Genomic DNA, 16,407 nt, shown 5'->3' on the forward strand with positions numbered 1-16,407 from the left:
TATAATTGTAAGTTGTTCTGGCGAATATGATGGTGCGAAACATAAAGGAGGGTGTTACATGTCGATCGGACGAAATGACCCGTGTCCGTGTGGAAGCGGGAAAAAATATAAGAAATGTTGCATGAACAAAGTGATGGAAGAAGAGACGAAGCGAGCGCGACAACATCGTTTTTTCGAACAGAAATACGAATTGTCGCAACGGGTGCGCCGCTTTTTGGATGAGGAGTTGCCATACGGCGAACGAGTGGCGGTAAAACACGCGTTCCGTCAGGCAATTTGGCAAAAGAAGCAAAGTGAGATGCTTGAGAAGCTCGAATCGCTTTGGTATTTATTCGTTCATCGTTTTCCAAACGGGATGCGCGGCGTTGAGTGGTTTCAACGCGAAAAAGGGCGCCATCTGACTCCGGAGCTGAAGCAAATGCTCGATAGATGGGTGGGGCTCGTCCCGCGCCTTGTCCAGTTCGTTGACCGGAATGACGACGGAGTGATAGCGGTAGATCGGTGGACGGGAGAAACGCTGTTTATGCCATTTAGTGAAACGATGCCGAATGTAGTGCCGTGGGGAGGTATGTTTGCGTTTCTCGAACCGTCTGACAACGGTTATTATGTTCAGGGGGCTGCTTCTATCATCGGGCCGGACGGGGTGAAGAAAGCCGAAGAACAAATACGCACACTTCTTCAAGAGACGGATATGCCGTATGAAGAGTTAGTGTTTGTCCATTTTCTCGATATCGTTGATGCGGGCCATCGTGCTTCTTCACTATCCGAGCGTGATACGGAATCGGTGGAACAATGGACGATCGTCTATGACATATCCGATGCGCGGAAAGCTCTCCGCCAACTAGCCCAACACGGAATAGGAATCATTGATGAAGAAAACGCGGAAACCATCAAAGGTTCGTTGCGCGGCGTGACGTACGAATATAGGGATCGTCTTGCTTCTGGCCCTATTTATATCGACGAATTAGTGGGCTTTTTAGAAGGGAGAGGGCGGACAATGACATTTTCCGCCTTCGATGTGGACGCAGAACGAGTGCTGACAGAAGCGCTTGAGGCAATCGGTATGTCTGCGCGGGTCGTGTCGCGGTCGACGAAGACGCACGTTGTTCCAAAAGGAGTGAAGTTGCTATCGTACCATGTCGAGTTGCCGCCGGGCGAGCCGCAATATATGGCGTTAGTTGCCAACAGTGCGATGATGTTAGAGCAGATGCTGCATGTGCCGCATGAGGAATGGAACGGACGGTCCGTTCATGAGTTGGCAATGGACGGGGAGCACGAAGAAGTCGAGCAATGGTTGCGGACATATGAATACCATACGTTCGAGCGTCTCCGAAAAGCGGGCTGTCCAGTAACGGTCGATACCAACAGTGTCCGTTCCCGCTACGGGCTGCCGCTCTCGCCATTTGTGACGCCAAAAGCCGAGCGGAAAACTCATATTCGAGTGTTTCAACGGCTCGATGATGGGGAGTATTTTGTCATGCCGGCGGAATGGGAGGCACGCTTTTTCGGTGCGGATTTAATCGAATTTTATCAAGAAAAAACGGAAGGAAAATCGGAAGCGACGGAAGCGAAATACCGCCTCGGTGTAACAGCGGTCGGCCATTATTTGCAGACGACGTCGCTGTCATCATGGGATGAGGTAGAAGAGCGTCATTGGCAGCAATGTCTAGCCTTTCACTATATCATGTTTTCTCCGGATGCAACTGTTAATAAGGCAAAACAAGTATTAAGCGCCGTTCAGGCGTTCGCGAAATGGCTTGATGGCCGCTATCAGACAAACCATGCTCCGGTCGTGCGCCAACTCGTTGCGGAATTGAGCGAGCCGTTGTTGAAGGCCGTCCGTCTTCTCCGGTTGTATCACCGGTCTGACTCAGCGGTGGTGATGGCAGATACTGCTTCAGAACAGATGATGGAAAACAAAGGGGAGCACCGGACGGGGACATTCCGAGTGGTGAACGTCGACCAGGAAGAAGCCATACTCGACTGGTTGGAGACGGGTGAGCAGCTTCACTGGCGTCTGACTCCGTCGGCTACATCGTATGTAGAGCCTGGTATGTACGTAAAAGCCACCTTTAACAAAGACGGGGAGCTGGCTTCCGTTCAGCGTGTGTACCCGCCACAGGCCGCTCCTTATCTAGAAGCGTTCGTTCAGTTTGATCAGCCATTGGCTAAGGTGTAAAGATGTGGGAGGGTGTCCCGTTGTGGGGCATCCTCTTTTTCTGTGAAAATGTGTATGCCTTGGAGTGCTATTTTCACACTTGGGTGGAGTGCAAAACTTGTTCATGGTTATTTTTCTATCGTTTGGAGTGATGGAAGGACGAATCAGCCGTGCTGAGCGGGGGACACTGAGAGAACGCAAAGAATGTTTTCGCCGTTACTCGGCAACGCTCGTATCTTTTTCATTTGGCAGCTGTCGTGCTAGGGAACATTGTGTGGAAATAGGGCATCCGTTGTCGGTTTATCGTCGTGCTGGCGCTCGTTCTGTCGAGCGGTTTTCCCGACCGACAGACAGGAAATCGACTCTTACGTGCGAACCATATAGTAGAACGAGAGACATCTAGGAGGGAAGGTGCATGAGGCCAAGAAGATGGTTCGCCATATTGGTTTGTTTGTGTTGTTTGGTTACAGCTGCCTGGCCGGCAGAGGTGAAAGGGGAAAATAAGAAGAAGGAACGATTGGCTGTCGTGACGGTTGATCGGGTGAACGTCCGCCAAGGGCCGGGTGTGCCGTACCGTCCGTTGGCGAACGTTCACCGTGGTGAAACGTATCGGTTGATCGATATAAAAGACGGCTGGTTGAAAATAGAATGGAAGAAGAATAAAATCGGATGGATTGCCGCATCGTATGCCGCTCCTGTGCGCGAAATGGAAATCGTGCAAGAAGATCGGCTTCGTCTTCGGCAAGAGCCGGGGCTAGATGGGCGTATTATTGGCCATCTGGCACAGGGGGATCAAGTCATTGTCATCAAAGAAAAGGGAGAATGGAAACAAATCGTCACAAAAAAGGCTGTTGGTTGGGTGGCGGCATCGTATTTGGTAGATGCCGAATCTCCAACTGGTTCACGGCAGACAGGAGTCGTGACGGCTGATTCACTGAACGTGCGGGTTGCGCCGTCATTGGACGCGGAGCGGATCGGACGGCTTTTGCACGGTGAGCGCGTTGAGATTGTCGAAACAAAACAAGATTGGTATAAGATCGTTACCCGTTCCGGGCTAGGTGGTTGGGTGGCAGCGGAGTACGTCGAAATGAAAAATGGACAGGCCGTCGGGAATCAGGAAGAGGCAGTGGCTGAATCGGCTTCGCCTGCTGCTGTTGACCTTGCCACCATTCAGGGAAATGGGCCGCGTCAATATGTAAAAAAATGGACGCGCACACCTGTTCAAGTGCTTGCCGGAAAAACGATCGTGCTTGACGCCGGCCATGGCGGCAAAGACGGGGGAGCGGAAAGCGTCAATGGCGTAACGGAAAAAACATTGACAATGGAAACGGCCGAGCGGTTGAAAGAAAAGCTCGAAACATACGGAGCGCGCGTGGTGTTGACGCGTGTCAATGATGATTACGTGCCGCTGTCGGCACGCGTGGCCACCGCCCGTTTGTACCAGGCGGATGCGTTTATTAGTTTACACTACGACAGCGCGGAGGATGAAGATGCTTCTGGCATCACCGCCTACTATTACGATCGGTTCGCCGACTACGGGTTGGCGCAATCGTTCCAAGGGCCGTTCTCAAAGCTCTCTGCTTTGCCATTTCGCGGCCTCGCCTTTGGCAACTATTACGTACTGCGGGAAAATGAACGACCGTCTGTGCTGCTTGAGCTTGGCTATTTAAGCAATCGGTCGGATGCCGAGGTTGTGGCGACAGACAGCTATCAAGAAACAGTGACGACGGCTATCGTGAACGCCGTGCGCCATTATTTTCAATAACAAACCGGTCATTTTGCCAAAAATAGGCAACGGATCTGCGGCATACAGGCCGCACGACAAAAAGCGTCCCGATTTTTCGGGGCGCTTTTTTACCATTTCAAATCGAGAAAGCCTTCATTTCTCGGCATGAGCACACGGGGGAAGAGTAATTCCTGTCACTTATTGCACATACCATGAGGGGGAAGTTTTGAGACATTGATATGTACTTGCCTAATGACAACCAACATCCCTATTTGTCCTTCATTTTGTTTTTCTAAAGTGTTGGTTTGGACATGATATTGATTGGCAACGAGCAAACAATCTTTGTCTTCTCTTCCATCCATACTAGTTCATCTTTAATGTTTCTATGAGGGTAACTTTTTTGTCAATCTAGCTTCCTTTCATCAAGAGATTGTCTCTATAGGTAAAATATACCTATGACCCTTCTTGTTTAGGGGGATTGTTAGCCAATCACAGAAGTTCGTTGGCTTTTGAAGACTGATCATGCCTTTGCTCGATGGCTGCTGGGACGAAATAGCCAGAACAGGGGCTTGACAAAATAGTAAAAAAAGTATAATATTTAAAACGTATTAGGATAGTAATATTTCATTATAATCCTAAGTGGCGCGTTTGTTTTGTGATATATCAGAATATTCAATTCATTTTGCTAACATAGAAATGAGGGATATGATGAAAACGAGAGATGTGCTGTTTACAGGATTGATGCTATTTTCTCTCTTTTTTGGCGCGGGGAACTTGATTTTTCCTCCATATTTAGGAATGGAAGCAGGAACGGCGGTATGGCCAGCAATTCTTGGATTTATCGTTACCGGTGTTGGGTTGCCGCTGTTGTCGGTCGCGGCGGTGGCGTTCGCCAAAGACGGTGTCCGTTCGCTCGGCAACGCGGTCCATCCGGTGTTCAGCCTTTGCTTTTCGCTCGCTGTGTATTTGGCAATTGGTCCGTTTTTCGGCATTCCGCGCGCGGCCAGCGTTGCCTATGAAATTGGGGTCAAGCCGTTTTTTTCTGAAAGCGCTTCTTTCGCGATGTGGTTGTTTACTGGCATCTTTTTCGCCCTTGTGTACTGGCTTAGTTTAAACCCATCGAAGCTTGTCGATCGAATCGGTCAACTATTAACGCCGCTCTTGCTGCTTTCGATTGCTGTGCTTTGCATTACCGGTTTGATCCGGCTTGATAACCCGCATGCGGTGCCGGCGGAGAAGTACGCCTCTGCGCCGTTTGCGAAAGGGGTACTGGAAGGGTATTTAACGATGGATACGATCGCTGCCCTTGCTTTTGGCATCGTCGTCATCCACGCGCTTCGTGACCGCGGAGTTAACCAGCCGGCGTCGCAGGCAAAGGCGACGATTCAAGCCGGGATGATCGCCGGATTAGGACTCGCGCTCGTTTATACTGGCATTGCTATCATTGGTGCAAGAATGGCTGATGCCGGCTCATTTGCCAACGGAGCGGAGCTGTTGTCATACGTGTCATCGCTGCTGTTTGGCAACGGCGGGAAGTTGCTGTTGGGTGTGATCGTAGCTCTTGCTTGCTTGACGACGGCGGTTGGCCTTGTTACCGCTTGTGCGCAATATTTTCAGGAGCTTACACCGACGGTTTCGTACCGGTCGTATGTCGCTGTGCTGACTGTATTTAGCTTTTTGATGTCGAACATAGGGTTAAATGCGCTGATCGCCGTTTCTGTTCCGGTGTTGACGATGATATATCCATTGGCGATCGTGTTGGTTGCTTTATCGTTTTTCCGCCGCTTTTACCGCGGTTCGACGAAAGTGTACGGTGTTGCGTTGCTCTTTACCGGCGTGTTTAGCTTGTACGACGGTTTAAAAGCGATCGGGTTGGAAACGGCATGGTTAGAACCGCTCCTCTCGTGGGCGCCGCTGTTTTCGGTCGGGCTCGGTTGGATCGTACCAGCATTGATCGGTGCTGTGCTCGGCTTTATCATGGACCGGCCGTCCGCAACGAGACGGAAACATGCTGCGTAAGGGACTGACTTAACAGACCCTCCGCTCTCTAGTTAAACAAAAAATGATAGAATAATAAAGGTGTTTGGTGTGTATATATGGTATTAAAAGGGTGCCTCGTTGCTTTTGAGGCATCCTCTTTTTTCGCTGTTACTCAAGCAGTTCGGTGAAACCTGTGAATATCCGCAGGTGATTCGATATAATAGGGACAAGCCGTTTATCGCCCCAATGGATGGATAAAGGTGTGAGAAACCGTGAAGATGGCGATTGCGGGAACGGGAGATGTTGGTCTTGTGACCGCGATTTGTTTGACTAAAGACATGTGCCCAATGTTAGGGTAGAGCGGTATTGAAATGCTGTGGGATGTTCGCTCAAGCGCCTACAGCAACGGCTTTGACGTAGGTTGATGTTCCCGAACGGGCAATCAGAGGAGTTTCGGGGAAGCAAGACATGCAGATGAGGACGTTGTTAGCCCTCGGGCGGGGAGGTGTGCGTCATTCGCATTCGGTTAGGTATATTAGGAGCAGACGACTCGTTACCGATTATTCAATCGGTGGTGGAGGAATATAAAGAATTCGTTTGCCTTCCAGTCGTTTATTGGAACGAAAGTGAAATTCTCGACTTGATTCGTCCGCTTGCCTCTGAGGTCGATATGTGGCTGTTTTCCGGACAAGTGCCATATTCAATCGCCAAGCAGTCCGGTGAGATCGAGGTGCCGCTGTTTTACGTGCCGCATACCGGGGCGAGCTTATATCGTACGTTGCTGCAGGCGTATTATACCAACCAAATTCCGATCTCTCAGCTAAGCTTTGATACATATGAGCGCGGCGAAGTGGAGCGACTGCTTGAGGAAGCCGACATTAAAGAGCCGGTTCCGCATATCAAGCATTACGAAGGAGGCATTTCCGCTCAAGAGCTTGCTAGTTATCATTACGACTTATGGAGGCAAGGGAAAACGAAAGCCGCCGTCACTTGCCTACGAACCGCTCATCTGGAAATGGAAAAAATGGGGATGCCAGTGTATCGGGTGCTGCCCGCTCGTTCAGCTGTTGAAGCGGTCGTGCAAACGATCATTCGCACAGGGGAAATGCTCCATGTACAAGATGCACAAGTCGCCGTGCAGATGATCGAAGTGGATTCGATGATGATTACATCCCCGGAGGCATTTTCAACGGATGAGATTTATAAAATGGAACTGAAGGCGACAGAAAAACTGTTGCAGTATACGAAAAAAGTACAAGGATCGCTCAAATGCGCCGGACCGGGTCGCTACGTCATTTTTACAACAAGAGGTGCGTTAAAAGAGATGACCGCCAGCTATAAAACGATTCCTTCTGAGGAGGAGATGGCACACCTTTATGACGAAATCGTGGCGTGCGGCATCGGCATCGGGCGAACAGCGTACGAGGCGGAAATCCAAGCGGGAAAGGCATTTTTGCATGCGAAACACTGCGGAAGAGGAGCTTGGATGGTTGCCTTTGATGATGGGACGATTGCAGGTCCGTTAGGAAAGGGGGAGCGAATTCGTTACTCGCTCGGCGATGAGGAGCTGCGGCAACTGGCCAGCCGCACGAGTTTAAGCGCTGCGACGCTTGGCAAGCTTCAGGCTGTTTTGCGCAAGCGAGGAAAGAACGAGATTGAGGCACATGAGTTGGCTGTCTACATGGGAATTTTGCCGCGCAGTGCCCGCCGGATTTTAAAAGAATTAGAGGCTGCTGGCCTTGCCGAGGCGATCGGGGAAACCAGTCCGTATCCCCGTGGACGCCCGCGGAAAGTGTATCGCATTTTTTTATAATCATCAGATGGTGAATCGGCTTCTGCTGTTTGTGGAAGCCGATTTTTATCGTTTTGGCTAAAAAGGTGCGGTCGTCAAGGTGAAATGGGCCGCTCGCTAGTAGAGAAAACTAGGGGCTCGCTGAGATAATATTTATTCTATTCATTATGATTTGTAATATTTGAAAATTTCGTTTAATACGTTATAATTAAGGACATAACCGAAATTCATCCGTAAATCTCCTGAAGGAGAAAGTGGGGAGTAAATTGGTTCAGGGGGAACGTCTTTGGCGACGACTCATGGAACTAGGGGAAGTTGGGAAGCAGCCAGGCGGCGGTATTACACGACTCTCATTCACCACGGAGGAACGGCGAGCGAAAGACTTGGTTGCCGCTTATATGCGCGAAGCAGGTCTGTCCGTGTACGAAGACGCAGCGGGCAACTTGATCGGGCGGAAAGAAGGCACGAATCCGGAGGCTCCGGTGGTGCTCATTGGCTCACATGTCGATTCGGTTTACAACGGTGGGTGTTTTGACGGTCCGCTCGGGGTGTTGGCAGGCATCGAGGTCGTTCAGGCGATGAACGAGCAAGGAGTGAAGACACATCACCCGATTGAAGTTGTGGCGTTTACGGACGAAGAAGGAGCCCGCTTTCGTTTCGGCATGATCGGCAGTCGCGCCATGGCTGGGACGTTGCCGTCAGAAGCGCTCAATTACTGTGATGCGAATGGAATTTCCATCGCCGAGGCGATGAGGCAGGCGGGGCTTGATCCGCACCGCTTGCATGAAGCGGCACGAAAACCTGGGACGGTCAAAGCGTATGTTGAATTACATATTGAACAAGGACGGGTACTTGAGGAGGCAGGACTTCCTGTTGGTATCGTCACCGGCATCGCCGGGCTTGTCTGGGTCAAATTCACCGTCGAAGGAAAGGCGGAGCATGCCGGCGCGACACCGATGTCGTTGCGTCGCGACCCGATGGCCGCGGCCGCTCAAATCATCGCAGTGATTGAGGAAGAGGCGCGACGAACCGGGACAACGGTCGGAACGGTCGGACAGCTTCACGTGTTTCCAGGCGGCATTAATATTATCCCGGAACGGGTCGAATTTGTGTTAGACTTGCGTGACTTGCAGACTGAGGTGCGCGATCAAGTGTGGCAGACCGTGGCTGCGCGGGCACAAGTGATCGCGAAGGAACGGAACGTTCGCGTCACGACTGAATGGCTGCAAGACATGCCGCCGGTGTTATGTTCCGACGAGGTGAAGCATGCCGCGGAAGCAGCGTGCAAGCAGCTCGGTTATCCGCCGTTTTGGCTGCCAAGCGGCGCAGCCCATGACGGGGTGCAGCTCGCTCCTCTCTGTCCAATCGGAATGATTTTTGTCCGCTCTCAAGACGGGGTGAGCCATAGCCCTGCAGAATGGAGCACAAAAGATGATTGCGTGGCAGGGGCGGCTGTTCTTTATCATACTGTATGGCAGCTGGCTCAGGGACAATAACGAAAAAGACAAACGAAGGGTGCGTCAAACGTTTAACGAACCTCTCATACGAGCCATTTCATTGAGCATCGTATGACATGCCTAGAGTTGAAGTTGACCTTGATCAACGTCCGCCAAAGGGACAAAAGTGACGTCAAGGGCGACAGGAACAAAAAAGAACAGGGGGAGAACTTGGATGACAAGGGAAGAAATTAAACGACTCGTTGATGAAGTGAAAGCGGACGTCATTGCCTGGCGCCGCCATCTACATGCTCATCCTGAATTGTCGTTCCAAGAAGAGAAAACCGCGCAGTTTGTCTACGAGACGCTGCAATCGTTCGGTCATCTTGAGCTTTCAAGGCCGACGAAAACAAGCGTGATGGCGCGGCTTGTCGGCAAGCAGCCGGGACGGGTCGTCGCCATTCGCGCTGATATGGACGCGCTGCCGATTCAAGAGGAAAATACGTTTGAGTTTGCCTCAAAAAACCCTGGCGTCATGCATGCGTGCGGTCATGACGGCCATACGGCGATGCTTCTTGGCGCGGCGAAAATTTTTTCCCAGTTGCGCGATACGATCCGTGGTGAGATTCGCTTTTTGTTCCAACACGCGGAAGAGCTGTTCCCAGGAGGAGCGGAAGAGATGGTGCAAGCTGGCGTCATGGACGGGGTCGATGTCGTCATCGGCACTCACCTTTGGTCGCCGCTTGATCTTGGAAAAGTCGGCATTGTGTACGGACCGATGATGGCCGCGCCGGACCGCTTTTTCATTCGCATTATCGGCAAGGGTGGCCATGGAGCCATGCCGCACCAAACGATCGATGCTATCGCGATCGGGGCGCAAGTCGTGACGAATTTGCAACATATCGTCTCGCGCTACGTTGACCCGGTCGAGCCGCTCGTTTTGTCCGTGACGCAATTTGTCGCCGGCACGGCGCATAACGTCCTGCCTGGAGAGGTCGAAATCCAAGGGACGGTGCGCACGTTTGATGACACGTTGCGTCACACGGTGCCGCAATGGATGGAGCGCATTGTGAAAGGCATTACCGAAGCGCATGGCGCCTCGTACGAGTTCGAATTTAACTACGGCTATCGCCCGGTTGTGAACTACGATGAAGTGACGCGCGTCATTGAAGACACAGCGCGTGAACTGTTTGGGGAGGAAGCTGTCGCCCGCTTGAAACCGAACATGGGTGGCGAAGATTTCTCCGCCTTCTTGCAAAAAGCGCCAGGCAGCTTCTTCTACGTCGGCGCTAGAAACGAAGAAAAGGGAATTGTGTATCCGCATCACCATCCGCGCTTTACGATTGACGAAGATGCGCTCGAAATCGGTGTGCAATTGTTTGTCGGTGCAACGTTGAAATTATTGGCGGAAGCGGAATAACCGTTTTCGCCTTCGTTCATCCAATGAGGGGAGGGGGGAGAGGATGAAATCGATTCGTTGGCTGATGGTGTTGCCGTTTCTTGGTATGCTTGGTGGCATCCCATTTGTGAACCGGGTGGAGCCTTACGTATTAGGAATGCCGTTTCTGCTATTTTGGCTGGTTGCTTGGGTAATCGTGACTTCGGTCATTATGGCGATTGTTTATCGCTTTGATCCCGCGGTGAAGGAGGATGAGCAAGCATGAACGCGGCGTTAATCATTATTTTTGCTTTCTTGTTGTTTTCTCTTTATCTGGGGCTGCAGGCGCGCAGGGGGAAAGACATGAACTTGGAGCAATGGACGGTCGGCGGCCGCGGGTTTGGTACGATCTTTGTGTTTCTCTTGATGGCTGGTGAGATTTATACGACATTTACATTCCTTGGTGGAAGTGGTTGGGCGTATGGCAAAGGCGGGCCAACGTTTTACATCATCGCTTACGGCTGCCTAGCTTATGTGTTATCGTATTGGATGCTGCCGAAAGTATGGAAGTACGCGAAAGAGCATCGGTTGATGTCCCAATCAGATTTCTTCGCTCGCAAGTACGACAGCCCGATGCTCGGTGTTCTCGTAGCGCTGGTAGGGGTTGTGGCGCTCATTCCGTATTTAGTGCTGCAACTGAAAGGGCTGGGTATCATCGTTTCCGAAGCTTCCTACGGCACGATTTCCCCGACTGCTGCGATTTGGATCGGTGTGTTGGCGGTCACGATTTACGTAATGATTTCAGGCATTCACGGTTCAGCATGGACGGCAGTTGTGAAAGATATCATGATTTTAGTCGTCGCCGTCTTTTTAGGGATCTATCTTCCGTTCCACTATTACGGCGGAATTCAACCGATGTTTGAGGCCGTTGAGCAGGCGAAACCCGGATTTTTAGCGTTGCCGGACAAAGGGATGAGCGCCTCATGGTTCATTTCAACTGTGTTGTTGACAGCGCTTGGTTTTTACATGTGGCCTCATACGTTTGGCTCGATTTATTCGGCAAAAAGTGCCAACGTCTTTCGGAAAAATGCCATTATTTTGCCGATTTATCAGTTAGTGTTGTTATTTGTCTTTTTTGTTGGCTTCACGGCTATTTTGCAAGTGCCAGGGCTTGAAGGTTCGGATGCAGACTTGGCATTATTAAAATTGTCCATTCAAACGTTTGACCCGTGGGTTGTTGGGGTCATTGGCGCCGCTGGGCTGCTCACCGCGATGGTGCCAGGGTCGATGATTTTGATGAGCGCATCGACGTTACTTGTGAAAAATGTGTATCAAGTGTTTGTGCCATCCGCAACAGACGAGCAAGTCGCCAAGTTGGCGAAATATCTCGTCCCGGTCATCGCTCTTGTTTCATTGTACTTTACGTTCCGGGGCGGTGATACGATTGTGGCGTTGCTTCTTATGGGATACAGCCTTGTGACGCAATTGTTCCCCGCATTTGTCTTAAGCTTGCAGAAGCAAAATTTTGTCACGAAGCAAGGAGCGTTTGCTGGCATTTTAGCTGGTGTCGCTACGGTCGCGTACATTACGTTATCCGATAGCAGCGTCGGTACTTTGTTTCCATCACTGCCGCAAGTCGTACAAGATTTAAACGTCGGCATTGTCGCGTTGATCGTCAACACTGCGGTGACCATCACAGTCAGCTTGATTCCGTTTCGTTCGGTTCGTGCTGATGCCGAAAAACGGGTGGTGTAAGGAAGAAGGATTGGTTGTCCGTCATTGGTTGGAGAGACACATTCAGGTTATAAGGAAAAAACCGTTCTTTTTTGGTTACGTTGTCGCAACCGAAAAAGAACGGTTTTCTTTGTTTTTGTCATCCAACAGTCTGAAAAGGAATTTGTAGCCTATTCTCTGAAAAGATTAACGTTGAATGTATCGTCTAGCGCCTGCGAATTCCTCGCCATATCCCGGAGCACGGTAGTCATCGATACGAACCGTACTGCTAGAGTTTGGAGAGTGAATCATTTTTCCATTACCAATATACATCCCTACATGATGTACTCTTCCTTTGCCTTGATCATAGGCGAAGAAGAGGAGATCCCCCGGTTGTAAATCCTTTTCTGAAACTGGGAGGCCAAACTGCGCCTGCACTGATGAGTCGCGTGGAATGGTAATACCGTGGGCTTTATAAATGGTATGGGTAAATCCCGAACAGTCAAACCCGAACCCGGACGTCCCCGCCCATAAGTATGGCAATCCTAAAAATTGTTTGGCGGTACGAACGACATCTTCTCCAGTAGGAGCCGGGATGTCTGCTTCAGTCCGGAAAATTTGGACGTCTTCCTGTTTCAACCATTTTGCTCCGTCGCTAGGTGTCATCACTTTTACAGCGTGCTTAGTAGTCGATATGACTGGAAGACGAGTTGCAAAACTGATTTCTATGAACCGTTTGCGGCTGTTTGGATCATGGTAAAGCCAAGCGGTTGGTTTGATGATTTGGGCAAACGGCTTAGACTGAAATTGGGAAAACGCTGTTCCTTTTGTCAGTTGGTGAATCGGCATCCAACCTGGGTAGCCAAGCGAATGGCGAGGGGTCGGTTGGCCGTGAACGGCTACTTTTACCCAATCTCCTTGTTTTTCCAATATCGTTACTTTGGTGCCATATAGCGCTTGGGTTTCGAGGTTCCCGACTAGCCACAGTTTTTCTTCATAGGACATGCTTTTCGTCCATGTCCATAGATCAACCGGGTTGGACAGGGATGGCGAATCAATGCTTCGGGTTATTCCCGGTTCAACCCAAAGAGTGGCAACCGCTACATCTACATAGGCGGTTTCGCTATCATCCGCTTTAGCGTGTACAGGGGTAAAAAGGGAAAAGAGGAAGATTAAGCAAAGTACACCGGTGATCATCCTTCTCCATAGATTCATAGCATTTCCTCCTTTAAATTAAGATGGATAGGAGATACCAATCCCAGGAGAGTTCGGAAGATGAATTTCGCTTCCTTGAAAGAACGGGAACTGGTTGCTGTCATCGAGCCATAGTGGCGCATCTAAGTCGACTCTTGTAATGTTGGGGTGAGCCGCTGCTAAATGGGCTGCCGCTAATACGGAAAGTGTCGGTTCCATCATGCTTCCAATCATGCATTGTATGCCCGCTGATTCCGCAAGGCTGGCGATAGTATACGCTTCTCGTAATCCTCCGGTTTTCATCAGCTTAATATTGATCAAATCCACTGCTTGGCAGCGAATGAGTGTGAGAGCATCGTGAGCAGAAAACACGCTCTCGTCTGCCATAATGGGGATGTTGACTCGTTCGCGAATAAAGCGCAATCCTTCAATATCATATTTCGGAACAGGTTGTTCGATAAACTCGATTGGGAGGTTGCTTTGTTCCAATTGACGAATAATACGAACAGCTTCTTTTGCCGTCCATCCTTGATTGGCATCAATGCGCAGCACTACGTTCGGTCCAATCGCTTCGTAAATCCGCTTGATTCGTTCTATATCTTTTTTAGCCTCTTTCCCCACTTTGATTTTTAGAACGGAGAATCCGTGGTTGATTGCTATTTCTGCATCGCGAATCATCTGCTCTGTTGGATTGACGCTGATGGTCATATCGTTTACATGATCATGAGTTTTTCCACCGAACCATTGATAAAGGGGGATTTCTAAGTGTTTGCCAAGTGCATCGTGCATGGCCATGTCTAGTGCTGCTTTGGCACTTGTATTGCCGACACAACATGTTTGCACATCTTTTGTGTTTTTCGCGATCATTTCAATATCGCGGCCGATGACGACCGGAATGAGTCTATATTGCAAGACTCCTATGATGCTTTGTTTTGTTTCCCCTGTGATGGCTTCTGTCGGAACTGTAGCTCCATATCCTTCAATCCCATTGTCAAGGGTGACTTTGACTAGGATGCTTTCAATTTGCGTAACTGTTCGCAAGGCTGTTTTAAATGGCTTCACGAGTGGAATGGATTGGGTAGTGACGTTGATCTGCTTTATTTTCATGAATCAAACATCCTTTCGCGCATCACAATGATGATAAAATATGGGCGATAAGCAGTCCGTAATAGGTGCCAAGCAAATTGCCAAGCAACGCCATGAGAATGCCAACTGGAATCAGAGACTGATGGTAAGCCCCTGCCAAAATAGGAGCGGATGCAACTCCTCCGATATTGGCTAAAGAAGCAACTCCCATTGTAAACAAATCAAGTTTGAACAATTTGGCTAGAACGAGCATGAGAACGGCGTGAATCAGCAAAATCATAAATCCAGAGACGATGTAAATCGGTGCCTGAAAGAGTTGAGAAAAGTCAGCTTGTGATGCAATTAAGGCAATAATCGTGTACAGCATCACTTTGGATACCTCGTTGGTTCCCGGAATATCAGCTACTTTAGTCATGGCCAGAACCATTCCGATGATGGAGGCGATGACTACAGCCCAAGTGGATGCATTGAAAACGGCTCCAATTTCGGGTAATGTATTACCGATTTTGGTACAAATCGTTGATAAGAGGAGGCTGAACCCGATAATCATCATCAACTCTGTAAAGCCTATGCTTGCAGAGCGATTTTCATTCGCCGCAGCGATTTGATCATTTACGGCTGGAATGGTGACTGTATTGGCCTTCGTCCAACGGTTGAAACGGTCAGCAAATGGTACAAGCCAAAACATAAACATAACCCATATCGAGTAGTTCACCGTGTCCATAATGAGTGCATAGCCAAAAATATTTTCGGGAACGGACAAGATGCTTTGTAAAGCAACCATATTGGCGGAGCCACCTGTCCAGCTTCCGCTCAGCGCGGCAAACGCTTTCCATGTTCCTTCTGCATACAAGCCTTTAAACAATACATAGGTGATAGTAAAACCTAAAATAATGGTGAGTGAAGCGGCGAAAAAGGTTAAAAGAATCTTTGGCCCCATCTTAATAATTTTGCGCAGATCGCAGTGAAGCAACATGAGAATCAGCATGGCGGGAAGAAGTACACTCCGAACGGTGCTGTAGGTTTGATCGATCGATTCGGATGTCCCGAAAACTCCCATCGTTTGCATTAGCGCCCCGCCAATATAAATAAAGATAATGCCGGGAACTGCCTTAAACAGCTTGGATCGTGATTTTTGCTCTGCTAGTGCAACGAGAGCTGCAAAGGCTAGCAAGACGCTTAAGTAAACGATTCCATCTTGAATCATAAAGCTTCTCCTCCTTTTTGGTTTTGTAAAAAGAAAAAACCCAGCAAATAGAGTAAGAGACGCCTCTATTCGCTGGGTTTCATCTGCGTTTTGACGAGACAGATGAAGCAGCTGAAAGAATCGATTGGTATTTTAAACTTGCGTTTTTAAACGCAACCGTCAATGCTTTTTGTGATGAGCCAAAATAGCGTGTTTGGATTTGTTGAGAAACCCCTTCGATATCCAAGATGGATTGACCTACGAATAGACTTCGGATAAAGGCTCTCGTTAAATCAATGGTGGTTGTGCAGTCCGCGTCAACAATTTTGCCTGTTTCTCTATCCACCACAAGTCCGATGAAGAATAGTTTGTACTGTTGAGTGATTGGATTGTTGGAAGGGGCTTTGGCTTCACCAATGATATAAATGGTATGATCGCCAAACATAACAGATCCTCCGGAGCAAATACGGGCATTGTGAGAGGGAGTTATGAAAAACATTCATACACGTGCTCACAATACGCATTTGCCTTTTATAATTATTTTTACAAAAGGGGATAAAATAGTCAATATTATTTTTATTTTTTGTTTTTATCTGCTTATCGTCATATGATGACGGAAGACATCGGGAATAGAAGGTTATAGCGGTGACTAGATTGACGCCTATTAACGGTTGCCACGGGAGTGGAGATTCTTTTTCGTTATGATTAAAATGGTATTATAGATAGCATATGGCTCTTCACCACAAAATGTACTTGAC

At 49.3% G+C, this 16,407-nt stretch carries 13 protein-coding genes; 8 read left to right on the forward strand and 5 right to left on the reverse strand.

Annotated elements, in window-relative coordinates; genetic code table 11:
- Nucleotides 1-58 precede the first annotated feature (58 nt).
- Complete coding sequence (locus tag DSM465_RS0109300; RefSeq protein WP_029761205.1) at nt 59-2,179, forward strand: YecA family protein; 2,121 nt, start codon at nt 59-61, stop codon at nt 2,177-2,179.
- Between the two features lie 394 nt (nt 2,180-2,573).
- The gene (locus tag DSM465_RS0109305; protein WP_029761206.1) at nt 2,574-3,923 is read left to right on the forward strand and encodes an N-acetylmuramoyl-L-alanine amidase; all 1,350 of its coding nucleotides are present in this window, start codon (nt 2,574-2,576) and stop codon (nt 3,921-3,923) included.
- A 155-nt stretch (nt 3,924-4,078) separates the two neighbouring features.
- On the opposite strand, the gene DSM465_RS19850 is transcribed toward DSM465_RS0109305, so the two are convergent.
- Nucleotides 4,079-4,246 carry a hypothetical protein gene (locus DSM465_RS19850; RefSeq protein WP_155121008.1) on the reverse strand — a complete coding sequence of 56 codons (168 nt, stop codon included), beginning with the start codon at nt 4,244-4,246 and terminating at the stop codon, nt 4,079-4,081.
- A 346-nt stretch (nt 4,247-4,592) separates the two neighbouring features.
- On the opposite strand from DSM465_RS19850, the gene brnQ reads away from it, so the two are divergent.
- From brnQ to DSM465_RS0109340, 6 genes are all read left to right on the forward strand, one after another.
- Nucleotides 4,593-5,903 (forward strand): branched-chain amino acid transport system II carrier protein, encoded by a 1,311-nt coding sequence (gene brnQ, locus DSM465_RS0109315; protein WP_008881335.1) that lies wholly within the window; start codon nt 4,593-4,595, stop codon nt 5,901-5,903.
- A gap of 466 nt (nt 5,904-6,369) precedes the next feature.
- Complete coding sequence (locus DSM465_RS0109320; RefSeq protein ID WP_008881334.1) at nt 6,370-7,677, forward strand: helix-turn-helix domain-containing protein; 1,308 nt, start codon at nt 6,370-6,372, stop codon at nt 7,675-7,677.
- Between the two features lie 245 nt (nt 7,678-7,922).
- Nucleotides 7,923-9,152 (forward strand): hydantoinase/carbamoylase family amidase, encoded by a 1,230-nt coding sequence (locus tag DSM465_RS0109325; protein ID WP_029761207.1) that lies wholly within the window; start codon nt 7,923-7,925, stop codon nt 9,150-9,152.
- 175 nt (nt 9,153-9,327) lie between these two features.
- Complete coding sequence (locus DSM465_RS0109330; protein ID WP_008881332.1) at nt 9,328-10,512, forward strand: M20 family metallopeptidase; 1,185 nt, start codon at nt 9,328-9,330, stop codon at nt 10,510-10,512.
- 43 nt (nt 10,513-10,555) lie between these two features.
- A complete protein-coding gene (locus DSM465_RS0109335) occupies nt 10,556-10,756 on the forward strand; it encodes a DUF3311 domain-containing protein (RefSeq protein WP_008881331.1) in 201 nt (66 codons plus the stop codon).
- On the forward strand, nt 10,753-12,225 hold the full coding sequence (locus tag DSM465_RS0109340) for a sodium:solute symporter family protein (RefSeq protein ID WP_008881330.1): 1,473 nt from the start codon (nt 10,753-10,755) through the stop codon (nt 12,223-12,225). Before DSM465_RS0109335 ends, DSM465_RS0109340 begins: the two co-directional genes overlap by 4 nt.
- A 165-nt stretch (nt 12,226-12,390) precedes the next feature.
- Here DSM465_RS0109340 and DSM465_RS0109345 read toward each other — a convergent pair whose 3' ends face one another.
- The 4 genes from DSM465_RS0109345 to DSM465_RS0109360 all read right to left on the reverse strand — a co-directional run bounded on the left by DSM465_RS0109345 (nt 12,391) and on the right by DSM465_RS0109360 (nt 16,094).
- Nucleotides 12,391-13,398, reverse strand: a complete 1,008-nt coding sequence (locus DSM465_RS0109345; protein WP_029761208.1) for a C40 family peptidase — start codon at nt 13,396-13,398, stop codon at nt 12,391-12,393.
- 18 nt (nt 13,399-13,416) lie between these two features.
- Nucleotides 13,417-14,484, reverse strand: coding sequence for a dipeptide epimerase (locus DSM465_RS0109350; RefSeq protein WP_008881328.1), 1,068 nt, complete (start codon nt 14,482-14,484; stop codon nt 13,417-13,419).
- A 22-nt stretch (nt 14,485-14,506) separates the two neighbouring features.
- Nucleotides 14,507-15,670: a DUF819 family protein gene (locus DSM465_RS0109355; RefSeq protein ID WP_029761209.1), complete on the reverse strand. Its 1,164-nt coding sequence runs from the start codon at nt 15,668-15,670 to the stop codon at nt 14,507-14,509.
- Between the two features lie 79 nt (nt 15,671-15,749).
- Entirely contained in the window at nt 15,750-16,094 is a 345-nt protein-coding gene (locus DSM465_RS0109360; RefSeq protein WP_008881326.1) for a DUF3870 domain-containing protein, read from the reverse strand.
- Between the last annotated feature and the right edge of the window lie 313 nt (nt 16,095-16,407).

Origin of the sequence: Geobacillus thermodenitrificans subsp. thermodenitrificans DSM 465 (genome assembly GCF_000496575.1) — a bacterium.
In the GTDB taxonomy this organism is placed as follows: Bacteria; Bacillota; Bacilli; order Bacillales; family Anoxybacillaceae; genus Geobacillus; species Geobacillus thermodenitrificans.